21 protein-coding genes are annotated in these 23,848 nt (G+C 58.3%); 4 read left to right on the top strand and 17 right to left on the bottom strand.

What is annotated here, in order from left to right; all coding sequences use genetic code 11:
• Positions 1-14: 14 nt before the first annotated feature.
• The 17 genes from IMW75_RS17395 to IMW75_RS17325 form a co-directional block, all read right to left on the bottom strand.
• Positions 15-3,893 (bottom strand): type VI secretion protein IcmF/TssM N-terminal domain-containing protein, encoded by a 3,879-nt coding sequence (locus IMW75_RS17395; RefSeq protein WP_205893324.1) that lies wholly within the window; start codon positions 3,891-3,893, stop codon positions 15-17.
• Between the two features lie 30 nt (positions 3,894-3,923).
• Positions 3,924-4,643 (bottom strand): type IVB secretion system protein IcmH/DotU, encoded by a 720-nt coding sequence (gene icmH / locus IMW75_RS17390; protein ID WP_205893323.1) that lies wholly within the window; start codon positions 4,641-4,643, stop codon positions 3,924-3,926.
• On the bottom strand, positions 4,640-5,983 hold the full coding sequence (gene tssK / locus IMW75_RS17385) for a type VI secretion system baseplate subunit TssK (RefSeq protein ID WP_122839491.1): 1,344 nt from the start codon (positions 5,981-5,983) through the stop codon (positions 4,640-4,642). The genes icmH and tssK overlap by 4 nt, the downstream gene beginning before the upstream one ends.
• Complete coding sequence (gene tssJ / locus IMW75_RS17380) at positions 5,976-6,725, bottom strand: type VI secretion system lipoprotein TssJ (RefSeq protein ID WP_205893322.1); 750 nt, start codon at positions 6,723-6,725, stop codon at positions 5,976-5,978. Before tssJ ends, tssK begins: the two co-directional genes overlap by 8 nt.
• A gap of 23 nt (positions 6,726-6,748) precedes the next feature.
• The gene (tssH, locus tag IMW75_RS17375; RefSeq protein WP_205893321.1) at positions 6,749-9,352 is read right to left on the bottom strand and encodes a type VI secretion system ATPase TssH; all 2,604 of its coding nucleotides are present in this window, start codon (positions 9,350-9,352) and stop codon (positions 6,749-6,751) included.
• The gene (gene tssG, locus IMW75_RS17370; protein WP_205893320.1) at positions 9,349-10,419 is read right to left on the bottom strand and encodes a type VI secretion system baseplate subunit TssG; all 1,071 of its coding nucleotides are present in this window, start codon (positions 10,417-10,419) and stop codon (positions 9,349-9,351) included. Before tssG ends, tssH begins: the two co-directional genes overlap by 4 nt.
• On the bottom strand, positions 10,383-12,215 hold the full coding sequence (tssF, locus tag IMW75_RS17365) for a type VI secretion system baseplate subunit TssF (protein ID WP_205893319.1): 1,833 nt from the start codon (positions 12,213-12,215) through the stop codon (positions 10,383-10,385). The genes tssG and tssF overlap by 37 nt, the downstream gene beginning before the upstream one ends.
• Positions 12,215-12,697: a type VI secretion system baseplate subunit TssE gene (gene tssE, locus IMW75_RS17360; protein ID WP_205893318.1), complete on the bottom strand. Its 483-nt coding sequence runs from the start codon at positions 12,695-12,697 to the stop codon at positions 12,215-12,217. Before tssE ends, tssF begins: the two co-directional genes overlap by 1 nt.
• 25 nt (positions 12,698-12,722) lie before the next feature.
• Positions 12,723-14,225, bottom strand: a complete 1,503-nt coding sequence (gene tssC, locus IMW75_RS17355; RefSeq protein WP_122839496.1) for a type VI secretion system contractile sheath large subunit — start codon at positions 14,223-14,225, stop codon at positions 12,723-12,725.
• A 10-nt stretch (positions 14,226-14,235) separates the two neighbouring features.
• Positions 14,236-14,769, bottom strand: coding sequence for a type VI secretion system contractile sheath small subunit (gene tssB / locus IMW75_RS17350; protein ID WP_122839497.1), 534 nt, complete (start codon positions 14,767-14,769; stop codon positions 14,236-14,238).
• A gap of 69 nt (positions 14,770-14,838) precedes the next feature.
• On the bottom strand, positions 14,839-15,588 hold the full coding sequence (locus tag IMW75_RS17345; protein ID WP_122839498.1) for a hypothetical protein: 750 nt from the start codon (positions 15,586-15,588) through the stop codon (positions 14,839-14,841).
• An 827-nt stretch (positions 15,589-16,415) separates the two neighbouring features.
• Complete coding sequence (locus tag IMW75_RS17340; RefSeq protein WP_205893317.1) at positions 16,416-17,144, bottom strand: hypothetical protein; 729 nt, start codon at positions 17,142-17,144, stop codon at positions 16,416-16,418.
• A gap of 113 nt (positions 17,145-17,257) precedes the next feature.
• Positions 17,258-17,500, bottom strand: a complete 243-nt coding sequence (locus IMW75_RS27540; protein WP_479687545.1) for a DUF7957 family protein — start codon at positions 17,498-17,500, stop codon at positions 17,258-17,260.
• Between the two features lie 249 nt (positions 17,501-17,749).
• On the bottom strand, positions 17,750-18,154 hold the full coding sequence (locus tag IMW75_RS17335; protein WP_237142299.1) for a hypothetical protein: 405 nt from the start codon (positions 18,152-18,154) through the stop codon (positions 17,750-17,752).
• A 90-nt stretch (positions 18,155-18,244) separates the two neighbouring features.
• Positions 18,245-18,589 carry a hypothetical protein gene (locus IMW75_RS17330; protein ID WP_205893316.1) on the bottom strand — a complete coding sequence of 115 codons (345 nt, stop codon included), beginning with the start codon at positions 18,587-18,589 and terminating at the stop codon, positions 18,245-18,247.
• Positions 18,586-19,125 carry a hypothetical protein gene (locus IMW75_RS26975; RefSeq protein ID WP_414704653.1) on the bottom strand — a complete coding sequence of 180 codons (540 nt, stop codon included), beginning with the start codon at positions 19,123-19,125 and terminating at the stop codon, positions 18,586-18,588. Before IMW75_RS26975 ends, IMW75_RS17330 begins: the two co-directional genes overlap by 4 nt.
• A gap of 25 nt (positions 19,126-19,150) precedes the next feature.
• Entirely contained in the window at positions 19,151-20,161 is a 1,011-nt protein-coding gene (locus IMW75_RS17325; RefSeq protein ID WP_205893315.1) for a hypothetical protein, read from the bottom strand.
• A 188-nt stretch (positions 20,162-20,349) separates the two neighbouring features.
• Here IMW75_RS17325 and IMW75_RS17320 point away from each other — a divergent pair, with 188 nt between their 5' ends.
• From IMW75_RS17320 to IMW75_RS17305, 4 genes are all read left to right on the top strand, one after another.
• The gene (locus IMW75_RS17320) at positions 20,350-22,203 is read left to right on the top strand and encodes a type VI secretion system Vgr family protein (RefSeq protein WP_205893314.1); all 1,854 of its coding nucleotides are present in this window, start codon (positions 20,350-20,352) and stop codon (positions 22,201-22,203) included.
• A 12-nt stretch (positions 22,204-22,215) separates the two neighbouring features.
• A complete protein-coding gene (locus IMW75_RS17315) occupies positions 22,216-22,797 on the top strand; it encodes a hypothetical protein (RefSeq protein ID WP_205893313.1) in 582 nt (193 codons plus the stop codon).
• 35 nt (positions 22,798-22,832) lie between these two features.
• Positions 22,833-23,300: a DcrB-related protein gene (locus IMW75_RS17310; protein WP_205893312.1), complete on the top strand. Its 468-nt coding sequence runs from the start codon at positions 22,833-22,835 to the stop codon at positions 23,298-23,300.
• A 5-nt stretch (positions 23,301-23,305) separates the two neighbouring features.
• Positions 23,306-23,848, top strand: a 543-nt coding sequence (locus IMW75_RS17305; RefSeq protein ID WP_205893311.1) for a PAAR domain-containing protein, incomplete at its 3' end; no start/stop codon positions are given.

The raw sequence follows: 23,848 nt of genomic DNA, 5'->3' as shown, positions 1-23,848 counted from the left end.
CAGTGCCAGCCTGCTCACTGGACCCGCCCGCCTGCCGCATTGAGCGAACTCAAGGCCTTGACGTTGGCCAGGTCAGTCAGCTTGACGCCGCCGTAGTTGCGCACGGCGAGGCTGACCTGGCCACTGGCGGTGTTCCAGCTGAAGCGTTGCTGGATGCCGTCCAGGTCACTGACCCGCGCACTGTCGTTCATGCGCAGCAGGCCCCAGCGCCCAGGGTAGTCGAACACGGTGATGCGTTCGCCGGTCAGGGTCACCACGTCCATGCGTGCCCCCGGAGCGGTGGTAGTGCCGGGCCAGGAGAAGCGGCTCCAGCTGGTCTTGCCATTGCGGTAATGCTGCACCTGGCCATCGAGGGTGAAGATGATGTCGGTGAAGTAAGCCGAAGGTTCCAGCATGATTTCAAAGCCGTTCTCGCGGTCCGACAGGCTGGCGATCACCTGGCCCAGGGAGCTGGCCTTGTCGATGCTGTTGACCATGTTCGGGTTGACCAGCGGCGCCGATTTGCTCGCGCTGCTCATGCCCAGGCCTTCACCGCCGGACAGGTTGCCGATTTCGTTGCGCTTGAAGTTCGGCAGCAGGCCGGACTCGGGGTCGACGAAACGCTGCAGATCCTTCACCGACGCTTCGTTGCGACTGCCAGCGGCAATCGGGAAGCGGTGCGCCATGACCTGTTCCCAGGGCTTGGAAATCTGTTGCGCCCAGGCCTTGGCGATCTGTTCGCCGGCCGGGTCGCGCAGGGTCTCCCAGGCGAACTGGATCGGCAGGCTGAACAGCCCTTGCAGCGAACTCGACAGGCCGCCCTGGCTGGTATCCACCGTGGTCTCGACGTAGTTGCGCACGCTGGTGACTTCGCTCTGCTGGCCTTCCAGGGTCTCGCTGATCAGCTGCTTGCTGCTTTTACCCACGTCCTGGGAGCGCTGGATGTTGTTCATCCGCACCTTGAGCTTGCGCAGCGCTGCCAGGTAGCGATCCATGATGGTGCTGTCGGCGCCTTCGGCGTTCTGCACCGCGAACACTCGCGATACCGGCTCGAAGCGCTTGGCCAGGCTGCCATCATCCACTGCTGGCAGCGGTGAAATCAGCGCGTTGGGTGAAGTGTCCTGGCCATCGAAAATGCCCGAGACCTTGCCCCAGAAACCGTCATCGCGCTTGATCCCCGGTTGCTCGGTGGTGCGCGGTGCCGGCACGTCCCATTGGGTGTTGTCGTTGACCGCCGCCAGCAGGTTTTTCACTGGCGAATTCTGCACGTCGCTGAGCAGCGACAGTTGCTGGGTGGCGTTGGCCATGTCGGTGAAATGGCGCACGCCGACGCTGTCGATGAAGCCGTACCAGGCCTGGGTGTAGTCGCGCTTGTAGCGCGTCATGAACTCGCGGATGAAGTTGGCTTTCTGCACCAGGCTGTCGCCGCCTTCACCGTCAAGTACCCAGTCCGATTCGTTGCGCAGGTTGCCCGAGACCAGCTTGATCAGCTCCGGCTTGACGAACTGCTCCCAGCCCTGGCGGGTGAAAATCGCCGGCACGGCCTCGCTGCCGTAGAGCAATTGACGACCGGGCAAGGGCACCAGATCGCTCAGGCCGACGGCGGGGAACTGACGGCTGGATTCCAGTTGCAGGCGCAGGTATTCGCGGTCCACCAGGGAGCTGGAGATCATGAATGACTTCAAGCTGTTGCGGGTTTCGCTGATCAACTGTTCGTTGCGCGGCAGGGTAGGCGCCTGGCGGTTTTTCAGCAGCTGGACGTAAACCGGCGCGTTGTCCTGGATCACCTCGGTGCTCACCGGGTTCTGCGCCGTCGCGGTATTGGCCCAGGCGGCCGGGAAAGCAGCCCCGACGAACTCCGGCTCCGGGTGCGAGTCCGGTTGGGTCAGCATCAGGTACAGCTTCAGCGCGTTGTAGGATTCGATGATCGACTCGACCTGACGCTCGTCCAGGCGCCCGAGCATTTCCTCGGACAACGACAGCCCACCGGTCGTCGCCGACAGATCGGCGGCATCGCTGGCGGTGGCCGGGTTGCGCAGGCTGTTTATCGCATCGCCCCGCACCTTGGTCGCAGCAGATCTGGCGCTGCCGCTCAGGCGACTGCTGACTTCACCGGCACTGCGCGGCACGCTGCTCAGGCGGGTGGGCAGTTTCAAGCCCTGGGACTGCGCCTTGGCTTTGGTGCTGCCGGCCTTGGCCGGTGCGGCGACGAGGGCGTTTTGCGGGTCCATGGTCCTGGCGAATTCGTTGAATGCGCGCATCTGCAATTGCAACTGCAAGGTCACCGGTTCCAGTGCCTGGGAGCGCAGTTGCTGCAGATAGGCATTTTGCGCGACCTGGTAGATGTCATCGCCACGGTACAGGCCGGCACTCAGTTGCAGCGGCACGCCCTGGGCGCGGTGTTTCTCGATGGCGCTGAGCTGATTGCGCAGCAATTCCAGGCCCTGGCCCGAGGCGAGCAATTGCGCTCGGTCCGGGGACTGCTGCAGCTGATTCAACTGATCGCGCAAGGAAGCCAGCCACTGGCGGTTGTTCTGGTACGACAGCGCCTGCCAGCCAATGAACCCCAGCCCGGCCAGCAGCGCCACGCCAAGCAGCACAGGGCTCAGGGATTTATTGTGGCCCTGGCGCGACTGGTACAGCGTCAGGTCGCGGTCGGGGAAAATCACCCGGCGAAAGGTATCGGTGATGAAGTAGCTGCGGTCGCTGATTTTCCTGCCGTCGCTGTCCGCGTCCTGCCCGGCATGCGGTTGCAGGGCAAACGACTCGGCGAGGTCGTCTTCATACACCTGGCTCAGTTGCTGGTCGGTCTGCAGTGCGCTGGTGAAATACAGGCCGCGCAGCAGCAGGGGCGCGCCGGCATGACGGTGATCGGCGAAGTGCTGGAGGAACTGCTCCAGCACCGCTGACAGCTCGGAGAAATAGTTCGGGAAATTCAGCAGCGCGCTGTTGGCATCGGCGCCCAGGGCAATCATCTGCGCGTCGACGTGACGGCGGATGTGGCTGTGCAGGTTGGCCAGCTTGGCATCCAGCACCGGACGCAGGCCCTGGTTGCGGATCTCCGACAGGCCGAAGGTCATGCCCAGGGGTTGCTGGCGCTCGTTGAGGTCCAGGCCTTCGAAGGCCTGGCTGAAACCTGGCAGTTGGTCGGTCTTGCTCAGCATCAGATAGATCGGCGGGTTGGCGTCCAGGCAATCGGTGTATTCCTCGATGCGCGAGACCAATTGCGCCGCCAGCGTGTGACGCTCCCCAGCGCTCGATGCCAGTAATTCCGGCAGGCTCACCACCAGTACCAGGCCGTTGACGGCGGCCTTGCTGCGCTGCTTTTTCAGCATGCGCAGGAAGGCGGCGAATTCGCTGGCGGACTGGTCGTCGCGCAGGTAACGCCCGGCCGTGTCGATCAACACCGCTTCGGGGCTGAAGTACCAGTCGCAATGCTGGGTGCCGCTCTGGGTGTCGTTGGCGCTGTTGGCAATGCTTGCGGACAGGCCGGAGCGGGTCAGCAGCGAGGTCTTCCCGGCGCCGGACATGCCGATGACCAGGTACCACGGCAGGTCGGACAGCGCCGATGAGCCGCCACCACCGGCTGAGCGGTCGGTGCGCAGCATCGCGATGGCGTGCTTGAGGCGTTCGCGCAGCACTTGCTGGTCGCGGAATTCGCCGTTGGACTTGAGCGAGCGATCGACTTCAAGCTGCACCAGGTGCTCAAGGTTGTGCTCGGCGCGGATGCGCTGGTATTGGCGCAGCACGATCAGCAACAGATAGAAGGCGCTGATGATCGCCATCGCCTCCAGCGCATAACCGCGCAGCCAGCTCACGTGCGGCGCCACGAACCAGCAGACCGCCAGGCTCGCCAGCCACAGGACCGGAACCACAAACCAAAAACTTTTCAACAAACGCAATAATGTCTTCATGTCTTCCTGACTCGATTACCTGACCTGGATTCAGGCACTGAACAGCTGGCTGATTTGTTCGGACAAAGCGGCGACGTCCTTGGCCAACAGCCAGTCCAGCGTCAGGTAAACCCCGACGCAGACCAGCGCGATCAGGGCCAGGTAGACCCAGACAGGCACTTCGTAGCGCAGCATCTGCGACACCTGGTCAGGCAGGGCCCAATCCGGCGACAGGGCTTTGGGGCTCTTGCGGTAGCGCGCGATGTCCTGGCCCAGGGTGTTGGCCAGGTAGCGCAGCTGGTCTTTCTCTCCGGCGGCGAATTTGCCCTCGAAACCCAGTGCCAGGCACAGGTGATACACCTCGAGCACGTCGAGATTCTGCTTGACGTCGCTGCGCAGCGAATCGATTTTCTCGAAGAAACCCTGGCCGGCCAGGTGCACGCCGAAATAGCGGAACTGCAACGGCTGCAGCTCGAAGTGGCGACGCAGCGGATTGTCTTTGTCTTCGGCGCGCAGCACGCTTTCGTCGAGGAATGCGCACAGGGCGTATTGGGTGTCCTTGACCTGTTCAACGCTGTAGTCGGCGCTGCGGGCTTCGCGCTCCAGGGTGGCGAAGAAGGTGTCGACGCTGGCCTCGAACGCGGTGACCGACGTCACCTGACGGCCCTTGCGCACGATCAGCGCCATGCTGATGAAGTCCTGCACCAGGTCCTTGAGCACCGGTTTGTCGGTGGCGGCTGCCACGGCGCCTTGCATTACGGCTTCAGTCATTTGAGTACCGCCATCAGTTCAAGCTTGAGATTGGTAAAGGCGCTGGGTGCGTAGAACGAGATGGCCTGGGCGCTCATCATTCGTTCGTACACGCGGCCATGGGGCTCGATGGAGAAATAGTGGTTGTCCAGGCGCACAGGAATCGCATTCGGCAGGCGCGTCGAGTGGTTGAGCGTGACGCCGGGCATGGCGCTGTTGACCACCACTTCGATGTCTTCCGGCGAGCCCACCTTGAACGCCCGTGGCACCAGTTCCAGCAGGCTGGAACCGGGCATGTCGGCGTGCACCGAAATATAGAAGTCGGCATCGGCCAGGCGCGGGTCGAGCAACTGCCCCTGCCAGTACGACGGCTTGGTCTGGGTCAGGTTGATCACCACGCACTGGTTCGGCACGACATTGTCGAGCAGCACCCGGATCATCTCGTCGAGCTTGACCAGGGACGCTGCCGGGTCGTGATGGTCGTACTCGGGGATATCGTTGAGCTGGGTGTCCAGGGAAAACGTCAGCAAGCCACCGGCCAGTTCCGCCAGGAACAAGTACAGGCGCTCGGGGTGCAGGCGCGGGTGGGCAAGCAGATGCGCGAGGCCGGGGTGGGCGCGGTTCACCGTGTTGAGCAGCCAGAACAGGGTGACGTCGCTGGAGCCGAACTCGGCGATCTGGTCCGCACGCTCGCGGCGCCGACCGGACAGTGCGGCGCTCTTGGAGTGCAGGGCACCGAGCAAACGTTTGCCCAGGCCGATCAAGGTTTCGTGAGTGCCCACATGCAGCGTCGGGTGGACAAAATGCCCATCGAGGTTGAAGCCGCCGATGTTATTGCGCGACAGCCGGGCGATCGGGCAGTAGCTGTAACCGTCGAGGTTGTCGCCATCGATCAGCATCACCACGTTCAGGCGCAGGCTGGTGATCTCGTTTTCCAGATCACCTTCGTTGAGGTCCGGCAGGGTGTCGAACTGCTTGCGAAAACGCCGCGCGCTTTTCTGTTCCTGGCCGTCCTCGACGTAGTTCATGCCGAAGGGTTCAGGCAGTTTCAGTGCGGCGTAGACCTTGAAGTCGTTGCTCTTGAGCAGGTCCTTGAGGTCCCGGGCGGCGGGCAGCGGGTCGTGCTGCGGCGCGTCGAACAGGCTGCCGTCAGGGAACACCAGCTTGAGCCGCTTGAGCTGCAACGAGCCGGTCGCGAGGGCTTCTTCATCGACCTGGAGCATCTGCACGCCCCAATGGAAGGGCGTGCTGCGCAGCGTCGATTCCGCCAGCTGGTGCTGGTGGAACTCGTCCTGATATTGGAAATGCTGCGGTAAAAGGAACATGCCCTCCGACCACATCACCCGGCTTTGCTTACTCATGAACGCCTTCCAATAGAGAGTTTAATTTTGATTCGGTGGCTTTTTTCGCCGAGCTGGTAGCGGTGTCCTGCGCCTGCTCCAGGGCCGCGTCCTGCAGGCGCTGGGTCATGCTGTCTTCTGCCGGTTGCGCGGCAGCTTGTGCCAGTTGTTCGGCGGTCTTGGGCTTGTTCAACACGTCGACGCCGCCAACGGCGCTGACGGTGTTGTTGTCCACCAGCACGCGCAAGCCATCGGAAGAAAACCAGATGCCATCCTTGCGCAGGGAGTTGGCGTCAAACGCGACCTTCCAGCGACTGTTCTCGTCCAGGCGGAAAAACGCCGCGACCCCGACGTAGCGCGCCGCCTTGTTCAACGGCCAGCGATCGACCTGACCCATGCCGGGCAGCAGGGTGATCTCGCGGTTTTCGATCAGGGTGTTGCCAAGGGCTTGTTGCGGGTTGTCCCACAGCGAGTCGGCGTCGGTGGAGGCAAAGCGCTCCAGCGAGCTCAACTGGTACACGCGCAGCACCACCGACAGCGGTTTGCCCGACTCGTCGGGGTTGAGCTGATTGCCGCCGTCAGACGTCAGGATGACCTTTTCGTTATCGCCGAACAGCATGTCGCCGGCCCAGGTGTCGTCGACGCGCTTGCCCACGCGGTCGGTGACGCCGCAGGCGGTCAGCACCATCATCATTGCGGCGGCCGTCAGGCACTTGGCCAATGCCGGCTGCGCCAGTCGCTTCCCTGAATGTGTGTTATCCATGATGCTCACCTTCAAATGCTCGTTCAGCACAGGCTGTAGGCGAAATCGCCGTCGCTGCCCAATTCGATCTTCAAGCTCTGGATCGGCTTGTCCTGCGCCATCCGCTCCAGCACGCGCTGGGCCAGTTCCGGCATCAGCGTTCGCGAGAGAATGTTGTCGATGTTGCGCGCGCCGCTGTCGACTTCGGTGCAGCGCGAGGCTATCGCCTTGACCAGCGCTGCGTCGTAGCTCAGCACCGCCTGATGGTTGCGCTCGAAGCGCTGGCGAATGTGTTCCAGTTTCAGCCCGACGATGCGCTCCAGGATCGCGTCCTGCACCGGGTAGTACGGCACGATGCTCAGGCGCCCGAGGAAAGCCGGCTTGAACACCTGGTTGAGCTCGTCGCGCAGGCCCTCGACGATGTCTTCCGGCGTGGGTTGCTGCTCGGCGTTCAGGCACCACTGCATGATGCGGTCGGTACCGGTGTTGGAGGTGAGGATGATCACGGTGTTGCGGAAGTTGATCTCGCGACCTTCGCCGTCATCCAGCACACCTTTGTCGAATACCTGGAAAAACAGTTCGAGCACGTCCGGGTGGGCTTTTTCCACTTCGTCCAGCAGCACTACGCTGTAAGGCTTGCGCCGCACCGCTTCGGTGAGTACGCCGCCTTCGCCGTAACCGACATAGCCCGGTGGCGAACCCTTGAGGCTCGAGACGGTGTGGGCTTCCTGGTATTCGGACATGTTGATGGTGATCAGGTTGCGCTCGCCGCCGTACAGGGTGTCGGCCAGGGCCAGGGCGGTTTCGGTCTTGCCGACGCCGCTCGGGCCCAGCAGCAGGAACACCCCGATCGGTTTGTTCGGGTCTTCCATGCGGGCCCGGGACACCTTGATGCGCTTGCCGATCTCATGCAGCGCATGGTCCTGGCCGAGTACGCGTTCGCCCAAGAGTTCAGGCAGGCGCTGCACGGTGTCGATTTCGTCACGCAGCATCTTGCCCAGGGGAATGCCGGTCCAGCCGGAAATCACTTCGCCGATAGTCCCGCCGTCCACCAGGGCATGCACCAGCGGTTGTTCGCCCTGGACGCTGGTCAGTTCGGCGCGTACGGCGGCAATCTGCCGGGCATCCGGGGCCTGGTTGTCCGGATGGCTGAGCGCGCCCAGTTGCTCCACCAGCTGCAGTTCGCGCTGCCACTGTTGTTCCAGGGCCTCGCGGGTTTGCTGTTCGGTGCCCAGCTCGCTGTGCAGGGTGGCCAGGCGGCGCGAGTGGTCGCTGCCTTTGCCGGCTTCCTGCTCCAGTACGTTGATTTCGGCCTGCAGGTTGTCGATCTGGCGCTTGCAGGCTTCCAGCGGCCCCGGCTGCGCCGATTGCCCAAGGGCGACCCGGGCGCAGGCGGTGTCCAGCACACTGACGGCCTTGTCCGGCAGCTGGCGGCCGGTGATGTAGCGGCTGGACAGGCGCACGGCTTGCACCAGCGCCTCGTCCATCACCGTGACCTTGTGGTGATCCTGCATCTTGCCCAGCAGGCCGCGCAGCATGTGGATCGCCTTGTCTTCGTCCGGCTCTTCGACCTTGACCACCTGGAAGCGGCGGGCGAGGGCGGCGTCTTTCTCGAAGTACTTTTTGTATTCCGCCCAGGTGGTCGCAGCAATGGTGCGCAGTTCACCGCGGGCCAACGCCGGTTTCAGCAGGTTGGCGGCATCGTTCTGCCCGGCCTGGCCACCGGAACCGATCAGGGTGTGTGCCTCGTCGATGAACAGGATGATCGGGTGCAGGCTGCGCTTGGTTTCTTCAATGACTGACTTGAGGCGGTTTTCGAATTCGCCTTTGACGCCGGCACCGGCTTGCAGCAAGCCCAGGTCGAGGGTGTGGATGGCGACGTCCTTGAGCACCGACGGCACGTCGCCCTGGACGATGCGCAGCGCCAGGCCTTCGACCACCGCGGTTTTGCCCACGCCGGCTTCACCGGTCAGGATCGGGTTGTTCTGGCGTCGGCGCGTGAGGATGTCGACCATCTGCCGCACTTCGAACTCGCGCCCCAGCACCGGATCGATCCGGCCTTCGCGAGCGCTTTGCGTCAGGTTGATGGTGTACTGATCGAGGGCCGGGGTCTTGCCGTTGCCTTTGACTGCACTGCGGGGCGTGACGTCCGCGCCGGACAGGGGCTTGGCCTGTTGCGATTCGGCGCTGCCTTCCACCAGTGCGCCGAGGTTGACCCGCAGGTCGTCGGCGTTGATTTTTTCCAGCTCCGGGGCGGAGGCGATCACCACCCGGCGCAGCTCGTTGTCATCCAGCAAAGCCTGCAGCAGGTGGCCGGTGCGAATCTGCGCCTGGCCGAACTCGATAGAGGCCAGCACCCAGGCTTGCTCGATCATGCGCGTGATGTGCGGCGACAGTGCCGGGGTGTGGGTATTGCCCTTCTTGAACGTCCCCAGTGCCGTCATCAACTGTGCCTGCAGGCGGTCGGGCACTACGTCGTAATGGCGCAGGATGGCCGGCAGGTCGTTGTCGTTGCTGTCGAGCAACTGCAATAACAGGTGCTCGATCTCGACGTCGTAATGTTGCTCCGACAGGCACAGGGCGGCAGCGCTTTCAGTGGCGGTGCGGCTGGTGTCGTTGAGTTTGGCAAACAGGGACTTCAGGTTCACAGGGAGACCCCATCAAAAGGAATGTGGAAGAGGGCGCAACGGGACGGTGCCACGTCGACACCAGGGCGTTTGAGCCAGCCGAGCCAGCCCAGGGATACGTTGCCCTGGCGACCCAGGCGAGCAACGGGTACTGCTTCGGGTTTGAGCTTGGGCGCGAGCTGGAAGTCCAGTTCGGCGCCAACATAGAAGCGCACCAGCTCCACCAGTTTCTGGTAGTCCGCGGTGCCGGGCTGAAAGCGTTGGTAGTCGGCCAGGTCCAGGGGGCCCAGCTCGATGCGCACGCACGACTGGTAGTCCCAGACCCGGTTGCCGGCCACTGCGCTTTGTCCGAGCACGGCATTCTTGCGCCCCAGCTGCGTGCACTGGCTGGCGTCGAGGTGCAGCCAGCGACCGGCAAACGGCTTGACCTTGAACGGCAGGGAAAAATAGAAGCTGAGCATCGCTTCGAGGTTCATCGCATTGCGCGGTTTCTGCGCGAACAACCCGGAGAAATAGCTGAACAATTCCCGACGCAGCGGTGAGCCCTGTTTGTCGAACTTCTGTTTCTGCGCCTCGGGGCCAAAGCCCACCAGGTTGAGCAAGTAGCGGTCAAAGTCCGAGGTGCCGTTGCGTTCGTACTCGATGTAGAACTTGTATTTCTGCCAGGCCTCGTAGAACAGCGTGGTCATGCGGTGCGAGAAAATATCCAGGAACGCGTGCGCGGCGTCGTCGCGGTACTGGACGTGCCGGTCGATCAGCAACTCGGTGTACGGCCGTGGTAGCACGCCCGAGGGGCCAACCAGGCCCATGAACGTCACTTGCACTTCCGACAGCGGCAGGCCGGCCGCCGACACCTTGCCTTCGCGCTCGAACTGCAGGTCGCTGACTTCACTGGCAGGGAAGTTCAGCGACAGCTGCGAGCGAAAACGCAGAGGGTCTTCGTGCGGTCGAGTGTCCAGGTCCATGCGCCCGGTTCTGCTGTAATGCAGGCGGAGCAAGCGCACCAATTGGAAAAACTCGAATCGGTGCGGCTCAGCCCGTGCCTGGTCGATCAGACCAGGGGTTGATCGCCGGTTCGCGGTGGCCATTGGACGACTCTCTTTTCGCGCTGCAAGGTGCGAAGGGTTAATTGGGTAAAGCTGTTCATGCTGCAGTACTGGCCGAAGAAGTGGTCCAGCACCATGCCGAACAAAAACACGCCGCTGCCGGTGTACTGGCTTTCATCGAAATTGAGGGTGATACCGACGCCGCGCACGAAGTTGGGCCGTGGGTGACCAATGCGCGCCACCACCGGTTCGCTGCTGACCGAGACAATCCCGTTGATCTGTTTGCGGATCGCCGACACGTTGCGGTAGTTGTAGAGTGACAGCAGCTCCAGCAGCACCTCGCGGCCCCGGGACACCAACGACATGTGGTTGAGCGACAGGTGCGAAATCAGCCGCCAGATCACCCCGTTGCCCAAGGGCACGCGCGCCGTGGCGGTGGGTTTGCGCAGGCAGCGAATGTCGTTGATCACCGAGTTGCCGGGAATGTTGAAATCGCCGCGTTCGCCACCGAATGGCAGCATCAGCGGCAGGTCGCGGTTGCTGCAGGTCAGACGGATGCTCAAGGTGTCGTTGCTGGAGTTGAGCAGTTCGAGCTCGCGATCCACCACCCGGATGACCATGTTCGAGCCGTCCTGCTGGCGGTTCTGCACCGGGCGCCGACGGGCAATCCAGAAGCTCTGGCCAGGGCCCTGGTCGCCACGGGGTTCGAAGAACGGATGGCAGGTGGCGACCTGGTCGATGCCGCCAACCTTGCGCACCCGCTGCACCCGATCGATCGACACCACTTCGGCCTGGCCTTGCAGGCGCACATCCGGCGTCACCGAATATTCGTGCTGGGCGTGGGTCAAGTGGATCGGCTCGGCCTGCTGGCGGAACAGGTTGATGATCGGCGTGCAGTTGAGCTTGAAGTTGTTGCGCCCGATGTTCTGGGTCAGGCGCGACAGCCGATCACTGAGGTCGTAATCGGAAAAGTAAAAGTTGATCTCGATCTTTTCGAGATTCTTCCCCGCCAGCAGCCGCGCGAACCCCGACAGGTCGAAGAACATGAACTTGTCCGGGAAGGTGAAGTACTCGTGCAGCAGGCGATAACCGAGGAATGAGCGCTCGGAGTAGTCCACCAGGCCTTCGTCCAGACCGTAGCCAACCGCTTTCAGGGCGTCCGCCGGCAAGGTGATTTCGCGAGTGCGGCCCTGGTCTTCGAAACTCAGGGTGGCCTTGGCCAGGTTGTTGAACAGCAACTCGTAGAGCTGCAGCATCAGGGTGCTTTCGCCGTCGAGGAAAAACCGCAGGCGGTCGATCTCCATCTTGCCGAACAGCACATCCGAGGTGGCCCGCAAGCCGATGCGCAGGCGCGCGACCAGGTCGGCGCTGTGGCCGTTGAACGCCGAACGTTCCATCTCGATGAACGATGCCTGATGCACCACCACCGGCCACAGCTCGACCGGGTAGCAGGTGCGGAATTTGCACACCACGCTGTCAATCGGGTTGGCACTGAGCTCGGTGTGCCGGGGCACGCGGAAGGCTTCGGTGATTTTCTCCTGCTTGCCCAGGTTGAACTCGACGATCGACATCGACGGGGTAGGGCGCAGGTAATGCGGGTACAGCACTTCAAGGAACGACTCGACGATTTCCGGCAGCTCGTCATCGAGTTTTTTGTGCACGCGAGCGGACAGGAACGAGAACGCTTCGATCAGGCGCTCGGTGTGCGGGTCTTCGCAGTTATCGCCCTCGATGAGCAACCGCGAAGCAATCTTGGGGTACTGGCTCGCAAACTCCTGGCCGAGAAAGCGCAGGTGCGACAGTTCCTTTTCGTAATAGGGCAGCAGATCGTCGAGCATCAGTTGAGGTTCTGCACTTTGTATTCCTGGGTATTGACCTGCAGCACCGCGTCAAAGGAAACCTGACGGGTGATGTCCTGCAGGCGCAGTACTGCGTCCACGCGGAAGGTCAGCATGCGTTGGCCGGTTTGTTGCGCGAGCAGTTGCACCTTGACGCTGCGAAACCGTCGATCGCCGACAGTGATCGCCTTCTCCAGCTGGCGCTGGATGAGCAGGCGATCCTGCGGGTCCAGCACACTGCGGCTGGTGAAGTCGGGCATGCCGTAGTCGAGGATGGTCCCGCCCAGATTGACGAAACCTTCCAGCTCGTTGGCGACCAGGGACTGGCGCGTGTTCACCAGTACCTCCAGGTCGCGGACGATGCTGGCCTTGTAATCGGCCAGCGAACACAAGCGTTGCGATGAAGCTTCCATGGACTGGTGCGGATGATCGTCGAGCAATCGATCCAGCAGCGATGGCAACAGCCTGTGTTGACTACTCATACTGCCTCCCTGGCAACGATGCAGATCAGCCGCGAGTCGATTGCGGCAATTCGGCAACCAGACGCAGCGATGCGGTCAGTTCGTCCAGCTGGTAGTGCGGACGCAGGTAGGTCACGGCCTTGTACACGCCTGGCTTGCCCGGAACCTCGAACACTTCGGCACGGGCTTCACGCAGCGGGAACTTGGCCTTGGCTTCCTGGCTCGCGGTGTCGTCCAGCAGCACGTAGCTCGACAGCCACTTGTTGAGGAACAGCTCGACGTCCTTGCGCGAAGCAAAGCTGCCGATCTTGTCGCGCATGATCGCCTTCATGTAGTGCGCGATACGCGAGGTGGCGAAGATGTACTGCAACTGCGCCGAGAGACGGGCGTTGGCGTTGGCGATATCGGTGTTGTACTGCTTCTGCTTCTGCGCCGACTGGGTGCCGAAGAACGCGGCGTAGTCGGTGCCCTTGCAGTGCACCAGCGGAATGAAACCCAGGTCCGACAGCTCTTTTTCACGACGGTCGGTGATGGCGATTTCGGTGGGGCACTTGAGGGCGATTTCGCCGTCGTCGGTCTTGAACGTGTGAGTTGGCAGGCCTTCGACCAGACCACCGCCTTCCACGCCACGAATCGCCACACACCAGCCGTAGCGCGAGAACGCGTCGGTGACCCGGGTGCCCAGGGCGTAGGCGGCGTTCATCCACAGGTACTTGTTGTGGTCACGGCCATCGACGCTTTCGACGAAGTTGAATTCTTCCACCGGCGTGGTATCCGGGCCGTACGGCAGGCGACCGAGCACGTGGGGCAGGGTCAGGCCGACATAACGCGAGTCTTCCGAGGCGCGGAACGACTTCCACTTGGCGTATTCGACGGTGTCGAAGATCTTCGCCAGGTCCCGTGGGCCGGACATGTCCGTGAACGAGTCCCAGCCGAACAGCTCAGGCGAGGCCGCCGAGATGAACGGGGCGTGGGCCGCAGCGGCGACGTGGGAGATTTCTTCGAGCAGGTACATGTCTTCGGGGCTGCGGTTGAACTCGTAGTCACCCAGCAACATGCCGAACGGCGCACCACCGAAGGTGCCGTATTCTTCTTCGTAGATCTTCTTGAACAGCGCGCTCTGGTCGAATTCCGAGGCGGCCTTGAGGTCGCGCACCAGGTCTTTCTTCGAGGCGTTGAGCAGGTGGATCTTCAGCGTGGTGCTGGTTTCAGTCTGGTCCACCTGATACTTCAGGCCTCGCCACGACGCTTCCAGCTGCTGGAATTCGCGGGCATGCATGATCTCGTTCATCTGCTCGGAGAGCATCGCGTCGATTTCGGCGATGCGCGCATCGAGCACGGCGATCAGGTCCTTGCTCGGCGTCATCTCGCCTTCCAGCACCTGGCCGACCAGTTCACCGATCAGGTCACGGGTGCGGGTACGCTCGGTCTCGGAGCGGGCCACGCGGCTTTCCGAAATGATGCTGTCGAGCAGGGAGGATTGCGGGGCGAAGTTCTCCACTTCGACGAGTTCGCTGTCCTGTTGAGTCACGGTTTGCTTGTCGTTCATCTTCAGGCTCCTACTCTTTGCCATCGGTGGCAGGGACGGCAGCTTCACGGCCGAATTCCTTGCCCAGCGTTTTCAACTTTTCGGTGTTCTGCAACACGTCCATCAACAGCTCTTCGAGCTTGTCGTTGCCGCCCATCTTGTTGCGCAGGTCCGCCAGCTTGTTGCGCACTTCCAGCAGCTTGCGCAGCGGCTCGACCTGCTTGACCACGTTCTGTGGCTCGAAGTCTTCCAGGGCATTGAAGTTGAGCTCGACGCCCAGCTGCGTGCCGTTCTTGGCCAGGGTGTTGTCGACCCGATAAGTCAGGCGCGGCTTGATGCCCTTGAGCACGCCGTTGAAATTGTCACGGTCGATGAAGATGAACTTGCGGTCCTTGAGCTTCGGCAGCGGCTCCAGCGGGTTGCCGGAGAAATCGCCCAGCACACCGACGACAAAGGGCAGCTCTTTCTTTTCCTGAGCGTCACCGATATCCACGTCGTAGGTGATATGGACCCGAGGCGCGCGAACGCGGTCGAGTTTGTGCTGGGTACTTTCCTTCTTCGCCATCGTCATCTCCTGGTGCGAACCAATTCGCTGCAAGTCGTTTGCGTTCGGCTGAACTGTCGGCCGGGCGCGTTACATTCCTTCGATCGTCAGCAGCAGGCGCTGACGGATTTCATCGTTCATCTGCAAAATATTGTCGTGGCCCACCAGCTCTTCGAAGCTGCTGTTGCCGGCAATCTGGGTGCTGCTGCGGATCACCGCTTCGTCGGGCAACTGCGCGCGCACCGGCGAGCTGATGACGCAGAAGGGCAGGTCACCGAAGTCTTTAAGGCGTTCAAAACTCACGGGAAAGCGCAGGCCATCGAGCAGTCGGCTCAAGCCTGGGGATTTGCTCAGGCAGTAGAACAGCACCAGGTAGTGCACGACGAAGCGATACAGCTCGGCGCTGCTGCGATTGGGGTCTTTGATCACGGTGCGAAAACGTGCCAGTTCGAACGAACTGAAGCCGATCACCCAGCGCACCGGGCTGGTAATGCGAATGACCTGACCGCTCTGGGACAGCACCTTGTCGTATTCCAGCGGGAACAGTTCCGGCGTGGTGCTGATCAGGTTCAAGGGCACTTCGAGTTCGTTGACCAGCTGGAACGGCGCAGCCGAACCGATGCGGTCGTACAGTTCCTTGAGCTCTTTGAAATGGTGCTGGGTCTCACGCCCGCTGCTGCGCTGCGCGCCTTGCAGGTACTCACCGAAAAACGACTGCGGACGGATCAGCAAGGCCAGGGTCGACAGGTAATCCGAAGCCTGAACCTTGAGCGCATCGGAAATGGCCCGGGTCTGGCTGCGCAATTTGATCAGTGCTTCAACGTCAAACGTCTGAGTCATCGGTACATCGTCCTTGAACACTTCGCTGTGGCCCGCCGTACATCGACAGGCTGGCGCGAAGAGCTACTAATTTCTCGAATGAACACCTGTTCGCAAAGTGCAATCCCTGATGTCTGTCACCAAGGAATCGCCCTGCCAGGAATAAAGTGTCTTTGAATACTGGCCTTTCAATGTCGAGTGGCCAGCAACGTGGTGTATGGCAACATTCCGCATACAAAAGTTCACGAGGGAGCGGATTTTTTCTCGTTTTTGATACATGCCGCAATGATGTCTGCTGGCCATTAGTCTGGGGTTTTGCCATACATTAAGGTCTGAAACCCAGCAGCTTCAAGGGTTTGAGGAGGGGTGTGGATCCAATTTTTAATTGAAATTAATTTCAAAAAAGGTGAAGCGGTTCACCTAATTTGGATAATCCCAGTCGTTCGGTGGGATTTTTAGTTTGAAGAATGGCCGTTGAAAGTGATGGCTATATCGAGTAATTGCACTAAAAAACATTATTTCACAATCTGTTACTGGCGATGACTACCTACGTAAATGAAGTAAAGCTCGGTCAGCCGCGCTTTATTTGTCAAAGGCAGCAACCCTGACGGTGCCGTTGAGCAGATTGATCGTAACCGCTCAATGAACCCCACATTCATAGCGGCCAGATGATCCCGGGTGCTGTGCTACCGATGCCCTCCGGAGCCAGCAGCTCATGATGCGAACCGACGCTAAAGTCGAAAAAGTTTATCTCTACCCCAGGCCAGTGGTCTTCCGAAAAGCCCTTGATGGCGTCCCGGTAACACGTCATCAGGCTTGAGCGGCCTGCACGTAGTGATCATCGAAAATCAGGGGCCCGACTGCTTGCGACAGGAAGCGACCCACTTGAACAATCTGCTCAACCACCAACGACTGCGCGCTTCGCGAATTTCGTCGATTTGCATGAAGGTGTAGGGGATGGGCATGGTTTTTTCTTGGATGCGGAGGGTGCGCAGGCCTCTGATTATGTGGCGTGCGTAGAATAATATTGTGACGGAAACAGCTAGCATCCCAAACAGGACAACCATACCGGTAGTGAGGAAGCCGGCTGTTTTAGTAAAAATACTTGCCGCCAAGGTGGTTGCGCCGGCCACCAAAAGAGGGCTATATGCGGCCGATGTTTTTTGCTTGTTTTGCGGGCGTGGCTGGACCTTGATTCCATCATATTCGAATGGATGAAATGACGATTTGCCATTTGCCAGGACCAAATACGTCAATGTCACGATCCCTATTGGAACAGGCCACATCATAAGGGCAGCAATACTTGTCTTACCCCAGAACCTGGCAGCAACCAAATAGGCCGAGGTGGAGGCGAACAAACAGAAGACGCTTACGACCGTAATTAGTATCGAAGTCATATACAGAGTAAATTTTTCGCACGCATAGACAAGATACAAGGTCCACATAAATGCAGATAAAGACACCACGAAATAAACAGGCCAAAAATACCTAAACCCAGAATGACCAAAGGCGAACAATAAAACAAAAAAACCGAATAAAAACCACGTAAATTTTTTGAGCTTATCTGAGTCAATCATTATGGATTCTCGATCTTTAACGCGTTGCCAATCACATTATCTACCCCGAATTTAACCATGGCCCGCTGCACTGCCAAACCTGCAACGAATCCAACGGCGACTACCACCATTGATCAGTAGCTGACGCCATTCCAGTTACCGGCGATTACTGTCCCGTTTTTGTCGCAGTAGAGATTCACGTACGGTTTATCGACTTGCGTGCCATGGGGGCTTTCTTCGGTTTGCCAGAGCAGTTCGCCGTGTATCGACAGTGCGAAGACGTTTCTGTTGAAAATCACATCGGGTGCGGGACCAACCAGAATCAAGAGCCTGTCGTTGTGTTGAAGGGTCTCTATGACGGGATGAGGAAGGTGGATAGGTTGATCCGCTAGCCCTTAACGCCAGAATATCCATGGTAATTCCTGGTTTTCGATTTCGCCAATGAGCTTTGCTGCGGACCGCTCTCGCCGATCAGGCACTAGATACTGATCCACCTCTCCCATTCTTGTGATTCTATGCCCCAATACTACCGTTGGCGCGACCTTGCTAACGAAAACTTCAGTAGGCTCAAGTGGCTGAATAGCACTCCCGCTCTGGAGCCGAGCGTTGATATGTTGTGCTCATCGTTAACTTTTGCAATCACCCGGTGCTAACGTGACTTCGGCGATGTTTTTTAAATCAGCGCTATTGTATTGGTAAGTGATTTTGTTGCCTAAAGCCAGAATCAACAAATACGCGGTTTGGCTGCACAGGGATTTGTTTATTTGTTGGGCCAGATAGCTTTGATAATAAGCTTGTTCACCGGGGCGACCTTCGTACCCCGACAGCGTCAATTTATAATGGACGGTTCGATCTGCGTACGTGATGTTGTCGATGCGTGTGGCTAAGTCGAGCATGATCGGTAACTGTTGCTGCTGCTGATTAACAACCTCGGCGAGTATTTTTTCCGCATCCTCTGCGTACAGGGGCGTCGTGAAAATCATTGCAGCGATGAAGGCCAAAGGGCCATGGCGGAAACAGGATTGCTTCAAACTGATCTCTCCCTGATGTGTGGTTGCGGCTGCAAAATTGACAGCCGCACATGCTGATTGATCTTCCTTGGTGACGCGTTTGCGCTGTTGTCAGTCAGGCTTCAAGCCGCTGTTCTTCTTCTCTTCCATCTGCGCCTTGAGTCGACGCAGCGTCGGTGATTGTCCGCCGGTGAGTTCGATTTTGAACTCGGCGAAGGCATGCTCGAGCTCGGCGTACTGCTGCAAGCCTTCTTCCGTGAACAGGTAACGTCCGGGGATGTCCCTCCACTCCATTGGAGCCCGAATCTGACCACGTTCCGCCTGGATCAGCAACGGTTCCAGCTCCACGGCCAGTTTTGCGGCGGCAGGCTCTTTTGCTTTCAGCGCGTCAATGGCTGCCCGTAGCCTCTGTGTCTCTTCTTTCAGTAGTTTGACACTCTCACTGGCGCCATTCATCTGCCGTCTACCTGAATACACACTTCCTGATCGCCGATCATTTTGCAAGGCCAGTTATCGTTGATGTAGCGAGTGGGTTTAAAACATGCGTTTTCGTGGTTGACCCAAAACAGCTGCCAAGCCGATCCAGATATTAGAAGCTTTGGGCACGGAGTGTAGTCTCGGTAAAGCAAAATAATCGTGGTCAAAATCATAGTGGCGGGCACGATGTAAATAAGTGTCTTTACGGAGAGGTATAACATTAGCGTTTGGAAACGATGCAAAAAAGAATTGTTTGAAGGGTCAAATTTTTTTCCAGTCCACGCAGCAACGGAGGCCCCGATGACGGCGACTAGAATGGCAGGTGGTGCCATGAGTAAGCAGAAAGCTAAATAGGGGGTTTCTACAACTGGAGCGTTTCGGTAAATACGTCCGTATATGGGTACAACGTGTGCCCAGAGCCAATACATAGAAAACGTACCGATCATGATTGCGAACAGTACGAAAGCCAGAGCGCCCAGTCTGAAAAACAGAGGAGAGGTGGAGTGTAATGGCATGCCAGTATTCTTTTTCATATGGCGCCTAGAAATTAGGTATTTTAAATTTTGATAAGTCCGGCATTCCCGGAGCTTTCGGCCAACTGGGAAGTGGGAATTCGCCTGGTTGGATTTTTCGGAGAATCCAAGATTTGGTTTCATCATAAGCCTGATCTATGAGCTCATGAATGATGCTGGCAGCAACGTCTTCAGTGTATAGCTGCAAGTCCTTGGTAGTGATCTTGGTCGCTTGCTCATGTAGATATTGTATGTTGGCCACTGCGTAACGCATTCCTGATTTTACGCTATTCTTTATGTTGTATTTGTTGTCCAATTCATTGAGGCCAATGCCGATGGCAAATATTACAATAGCGCCGAATATTGCTGGGAGTGCAGCTGTAGTGATTAATGCACCTGCAGCCAAGGCGGCTGCATATCCAATCGCCGATGCAATCCCCGCTTTAATTAACTCAACGCCAACGCCCGCGAAAAGATCTGTTAATACTGCCTCGTCGTTAAATATCCATTCCAATGCTTCAACGCCAACCGCTACATAACATGAAAGTTTAAATCCTGATATTGAGGAGCCCCGTATGCCGTATTTTCCTATTCCCATTTCCACCAATTGCGCATTGCGAATACCATAGCGGGTCCCCTTCAAGCGGTTCCTTAGTCCCGGGTATCCAGTCAATATCAAATATTGTTTGCCATTTTTTACCGAAATTCGAATTTTAGTTCCGAACCCACCTATGTCGCTGAGCAAGCGACTGATGTTGTAGGCATCGTAGGCGCCCAGCGCTGTGGGCACTCCCCACGTAGTGTTGACGAAAGAGTGTACGCTCGAGTTGTAAATGGATTGGGTGCCACCCCAGAGGCCATCAAGCATGCCAGGATTCGTTCTAGCGCAAATTTGCATTGGTTGAGTGCCTGGGCTGGATGAGCCATTTCGTTCGGCCATCATCGCGTTGGCATCGTCCAGGCTAAGCACGACCATTTCACGCTGATTAGCGTCCATTTCCTGATCCAGTTGGTTGAGTTGCGTGTCACTCAAACTCATGGCGAACTCCCTGTTTGCATGTCCCCTTGCCCGGCGTGGCAAGCGCTCGTGCAGCAGGGTGCACCGAGGGCAAGATAAAATCAAACAGGCTAAGTGCCACTACACGCCAGTGTATCGGTACCTTGACAAAGAACTTTCAAGAGGTTTCCATCGCGGGCTTCAGGCTAAATTTTTGCAGGATGCAGCGAATGATATCGGACCTCATCGGCCAAATTACGGCCCAGAATAATCGCCTCATCACCTTCGACTCTCCGTTGCCTCCCGAGCAGGAATTGATCCTCGAGAGTTTTGCCGGCGAAGAAGGGCTTTCTATTCTTTTTGAGTACGAATTACAGCTCTTGTCCAGCGATGCGACCATCGAGCTTAAAAAGCTGATCGGCAAGAAAGTTTCCATGGAAATTACATTGGCCGATGGCGGAAAAAAAGTAATCAGTGGGCATTGTTCGCATTTTAATCACGTTGGTGCTAACGGTGGTGTTGCCAATTACGTAGCCAAGGTTGTTCCATGGCTGTGGATTTTAAGTAGACGCCGTGATTCGCGTATATTTCAAGACAAAACCGTGGAAGAGATTATAAAAGAGGTTTTTGCCTATTACCTCAGTCTCGCGAGTTACGAATTCAGGTTGAGTCGTCCTCTGAAACCCGTCAGCTACTGCACTCAATATCAGGAGTCGGATCTTAATTTTGTATTAAGGTTATTGCAGCAGGAAGGTTTGTTTTTTAATTTCGAACACAGCGCAGATAACCACTGCATGGTTATTTTTGACGAAAGTCTTAACTTTGGACCGCTACCGGGTCAGCCGTCTATCCGTTTTCATACGGCCTCCGTAACCGAAGAGTTTGACTCGATTACTGAATGGTCTTCCCAGCGTACATTTCATTCCACCCGACTTTCGTTGAAGTCGTTCGATTACAAACAGCCTAACTTCTCAAACCAAGTGCAGCTCGAAACCATTGCCAAGCAAGGTGACGTAGGACAATACGAGGTTTTTGAATACGAAGGGCTGTATGGCTACTCAGATCCTGAGCACGGACAGCAAATCGCGCGCAATCGCTTGGAGGCGATGGAAGTACAAGGAAAAACATTTCAAGGTAAAAGTAATTGTCGTGCAATGCAGCCAGGTTACTACTTCGAATTGACTCAGCACTATGATCACGATACCGGCCCGGTAGAAGATCGGCAGTTTCTGATATTGAGCGTGAAGCACTTTGGACGTAATAACTATACCGGTGGAGGAGAAGCGTTTTACCAAAACCAGTTCATTTGCATTAGGCGTAAAATTCCATTTAAACCACCGATGAGCACCCCGCGTGCGTTGATCAGTGGTCCTCAGACCGCCATCATCGTCGGCCCGCCCGGCGAAGAAATCTACACTGACGAAATGGGCCGCGTGAAAGTGCAGTTCCACTGGGACCGCTACGGCGAGTTCAACGACAAAAGCTCCTGCTGGGTGCGCGTCGCCCAATCCGGCGCCAGCGGTGGCTTCGGCAGCATCCTCATTCCCCGTGTTGGCGATGAAGTGGTGGTGGTGTTCCTCGACGGCAATCCTGATCGGCCGTTGATCATGGGCAGTTTGTACAACAGCAAGAACACGCCGCCCTGGTCGTTGCCGGCGAACAAGACGCAGAGCGGGTTTTTGACGCGGTCGATGAAAGGCGACGGCGGCACGGCGAACTTCTTTCGCTTTGAAGACAAGGCCGGCGCCGAGCAGGTCATCATGCACGCCGAGCGCAACATGGACACCGAGATCGAGGTCGATGAGACCCACAGTGTCGGCAGCAATCGCACGATCACGGTGGGTGGCACGCATACCGAGACGATCAAGAAAGACACGGTGATGAATGTCCAGGAAGGCTCGCTGACGATTCAGGTCGATAACCAGTTCATTCAGGTGAGTGCCAAGGAGCACATTATTTTGCAGGTCGGAGAAAGCAGCATCACGCTAACTCCGGCCGGCATTGAGATCAGAGGCAAGACGATCACCACTACCAGCACGGACACCACCCAAATCACCGGCTCCGAGGTTCGGATCAATGACTAGGGAATCGTGCCAATGACCAGAACCAGCCTCTATGACCGAATTTCTGCCAAGCGCATTGCGCTGGAGGAAGCGGCTCGTCTTGAACAGCAGAATGCACCGATAGTCGAAGCAGAGGCCGAGGCAGAACCTGTACCTGTGGTTGCCCTGCAAGACGCGCCGAGCAGCTTCAACTTCGGCGGGTTCAATCTGGCATTTCCATCGGGTTTCAACTTCCGCGATATTCAGACAACCATCGAGCACGAAGGCGAGCCAATCATCCTGACGATCAATCGTCGCGATGTGGCGCAGGGCCAGAATCTTGAAAATCTTTTTGACGGCTCCGTGCAGTCGTTCCACACGATTTATCCGCAGCTGCGCATCATCCGTCAGCGCGAGTACAGCCTGGCAGGCAATGCCGCCAAGTGCGTGGATTTTCACTTCAAGACCGGTCACGCCGAACGCCACGGACGTCTGGTGGGCGCCATCGTTCCTGTCGCCGGGCGTGACGAAGTGCAATGGCTGAATATTTCGTGCGTGATTGATCCGACCAAGCCTGCGCTGAGTCTATGGCTGGTTGATTTCGACAGCATGCTCGAAGGCCTCGCGGCCCGCTGATACCTAATTTTTTCGATTTCAGGAATTTACATCACATGGATTATGAATTGCAGGAAGGCAGCATCGCGTTGCCGCAGGGTTTTCAGGACCGCACGGTAAACATGTTTGTGCTGGGGGCGAGCATTCCTGCACCACTGAGTATCACCATCTCCAGGGACATGCTCCTGCCGGCCGAGGTGCTCAAGGCCTACGTAGACCGCCAGGTAAAAATGCTCGCATCGAAACTGCGTGGCTACACCCTGCTGGGCAAAAAGGCGGTGGAGCTTTCCAGCACTGCGCCGATTGAAGGCATCCAGATCGATGCGTATTACATGACCGATGGTCGCCCGTTCTATCAGCGCCAGGCGGCATTCCTGATCGAGCCGGGCCGCGCAATCATTTTCTCCACCACGGCGCAGGCTGACTTCAGCAGTGAGCAGAATCAGAACTGGGCTGACCTGCTTGCCAGCTTCCAGCCTCGCCAGCCCGGCGCTACCAAGACCGACTCCAGCGAACAGGAGTAACGGTCATGTTCGAAGCCGCAAGGTTTGGCGATGAAATAAGCCACACCAGTGCCCTGGGCGGGTTCCTGATTGGGGCCGCGCTCGGGATTGCATTGATTGCCACGGTCGCTATCGCGACGTTCACCTGTGGGTTTGGTGTGGCGCTTTTGGCGGGTCTGGCCGCAGGCGTCGGAGGTAGCCTGCTGACCTCTTTGGGAGAGAAAATAGGCAGTAGTTTTTCCTCGCCCTCCGGCACCATCGTCATTGCGTCGGACAACGTATTTGTTAACAGTCGCAAGGCTGCCCATGTCGAAAAAAGCATTGGCGCCTGCGACAAGCATCCAGGTCCGGTGCAGGTCGCAGAGGGTTCGACCAACGTTTTCATCAACGGCACTGCAGCGGCCCGAAAGGGCGACAAGATCACCTGCGGCGCAACGATCTCCAGCGGTTCGGATAACGTGCTCATCGGCGGCGGCACCCACCGCTACCTGCCGGTAGATGACGAGATTCCCGGCTGGCTGCGCACTACTGTCGATATTCTGATGGCGGTCGCTGGTGCGGCGGGCGGT

Origin of the sequence: Pseudomonas gregormendelii (assembly GCF_017114825.1) — a bacterium.
Lineage (GTDB): Bacteria > Pseudomonadota > Gammaproteobacteria > Pseudomonadales > Pseudomonadaceae > Aquipseudomonas > Aquipseudomonas gregormendelii.
Note: the sequence above shows the minus strand (reverse complement) of the source record. Positions and strands in the feature narration are given on the sequence as shown.

Coding starts and splice junctions, on each gene's coding strand:
- IMW75_RS17395 (WP_205893324.1), bottom strand. CDS start 3,893: ATGAAGACATTATTGCGTTTGTTGAAAAGTTTTTGGTTTGTGGTTCCG.
- icmH (WP_205893323.1), bottom strand. CDS start 4,643: ATGACTGAAGCCGTAATGCAAGGCGCCGTGGCAGCCGCCACCGACAAA.
- tssK (WP_122839491.1), bottom strand. CDS start 5,983: ATGAGTAAGCAAAGCCGGGTGATGTGGTCGGAGGGCATGTTCCTTTTA.
- tssJ (WP_205893322.1), bottom strand. CDS start 6,725: ATGGATAACACACATTCAGGGAAGCGACTGGCGCAGCCGGCATTGGCC.
- tssG (WP_205893320.1), bottom strand. CDS start 10,419: ATGGCCACCGCGAACCGGCGATCAACCCCTGGTCTGATCGACCAGGCA.
- tssF (WP_205893319.1), bottom strand. CDS start 12,215: ATGCTCGACGATCTGCTGCCCTATTACGAAAAGGAACTGTCGCACCTG.
- tssE (WP_205893318.1), bottom strand. CDS start 12,697: ATGAGTAGTCAACACAGGCTGTTGCCATCGCTGCTGGATCGATTGCTC.
- tssC (WP_122839496.1), bottom strand. CDS start 14,225: ATGAACGACAAGCAAACCGTGACTCAACAGGACAGCGAACTCGTCGAA.
- tssB (WP_122839497.1), bottom strand. CDS start 14,769: ATGGCGAAGAAGGAAAGTACCCAGCACAAACTCGACCGCGTTCGCGCG.
- IMW75_RS17345 (WP_122839498.1), bottom strand. CDS start 15,588: ATGACTCAGACGTTTGACGTTGAAGCACTGATCAAATTGCGCAGCCAG.
- IMW75_RS17340 (WP_205893317.1), bottom strand. CDS start 17,144: ATGATTGACTCAGATAAGCTCAAAAAATTTACGTGGTTTTTATTCGGT.
- IMW75_RS17330 (WP_205893316.1), bottom strand. CDS start 18,589: ATGAATGGCGCCAGTGAGAGTGTCAAACTACTGAAAGAAGAGACACAG.
- IMW75_RS26975 (WP_414704653.1), bottom strand. CDS start 19,125: ATGCCATTACACTCCACCTCTCCTCTGTTTTTCAGACTGGGCGCTCTG.
- IMW75_RS17325 (WP_205893315.1), bottom strand. CDS start 20,161: ATGAGTTTGAGTGACACGCAACTCAACCAACTGGATCAGGAAATGGAC.
- IMW75_RS17320 (WP_205893314.1), top strand. CDS start 20,350: ATGATATCGGACCTCATCGGCCAAATTACGGCCCAGAATAATCGCCTC.
- IMW75_RS17315 (WP_205893313.1), top strand. CDS start 22,216: ATGACCAGAACCAGCCTCTATGACCGAATTTCTGCCAAGCGCATTGCG.
- IMW75_RS17310 (WP_205893312.1), top strand. CDS start 22,833: ATGGATTATGAATTGCAGGAAGGCAGCATCGCGTTGCCGCAGGGTTTT.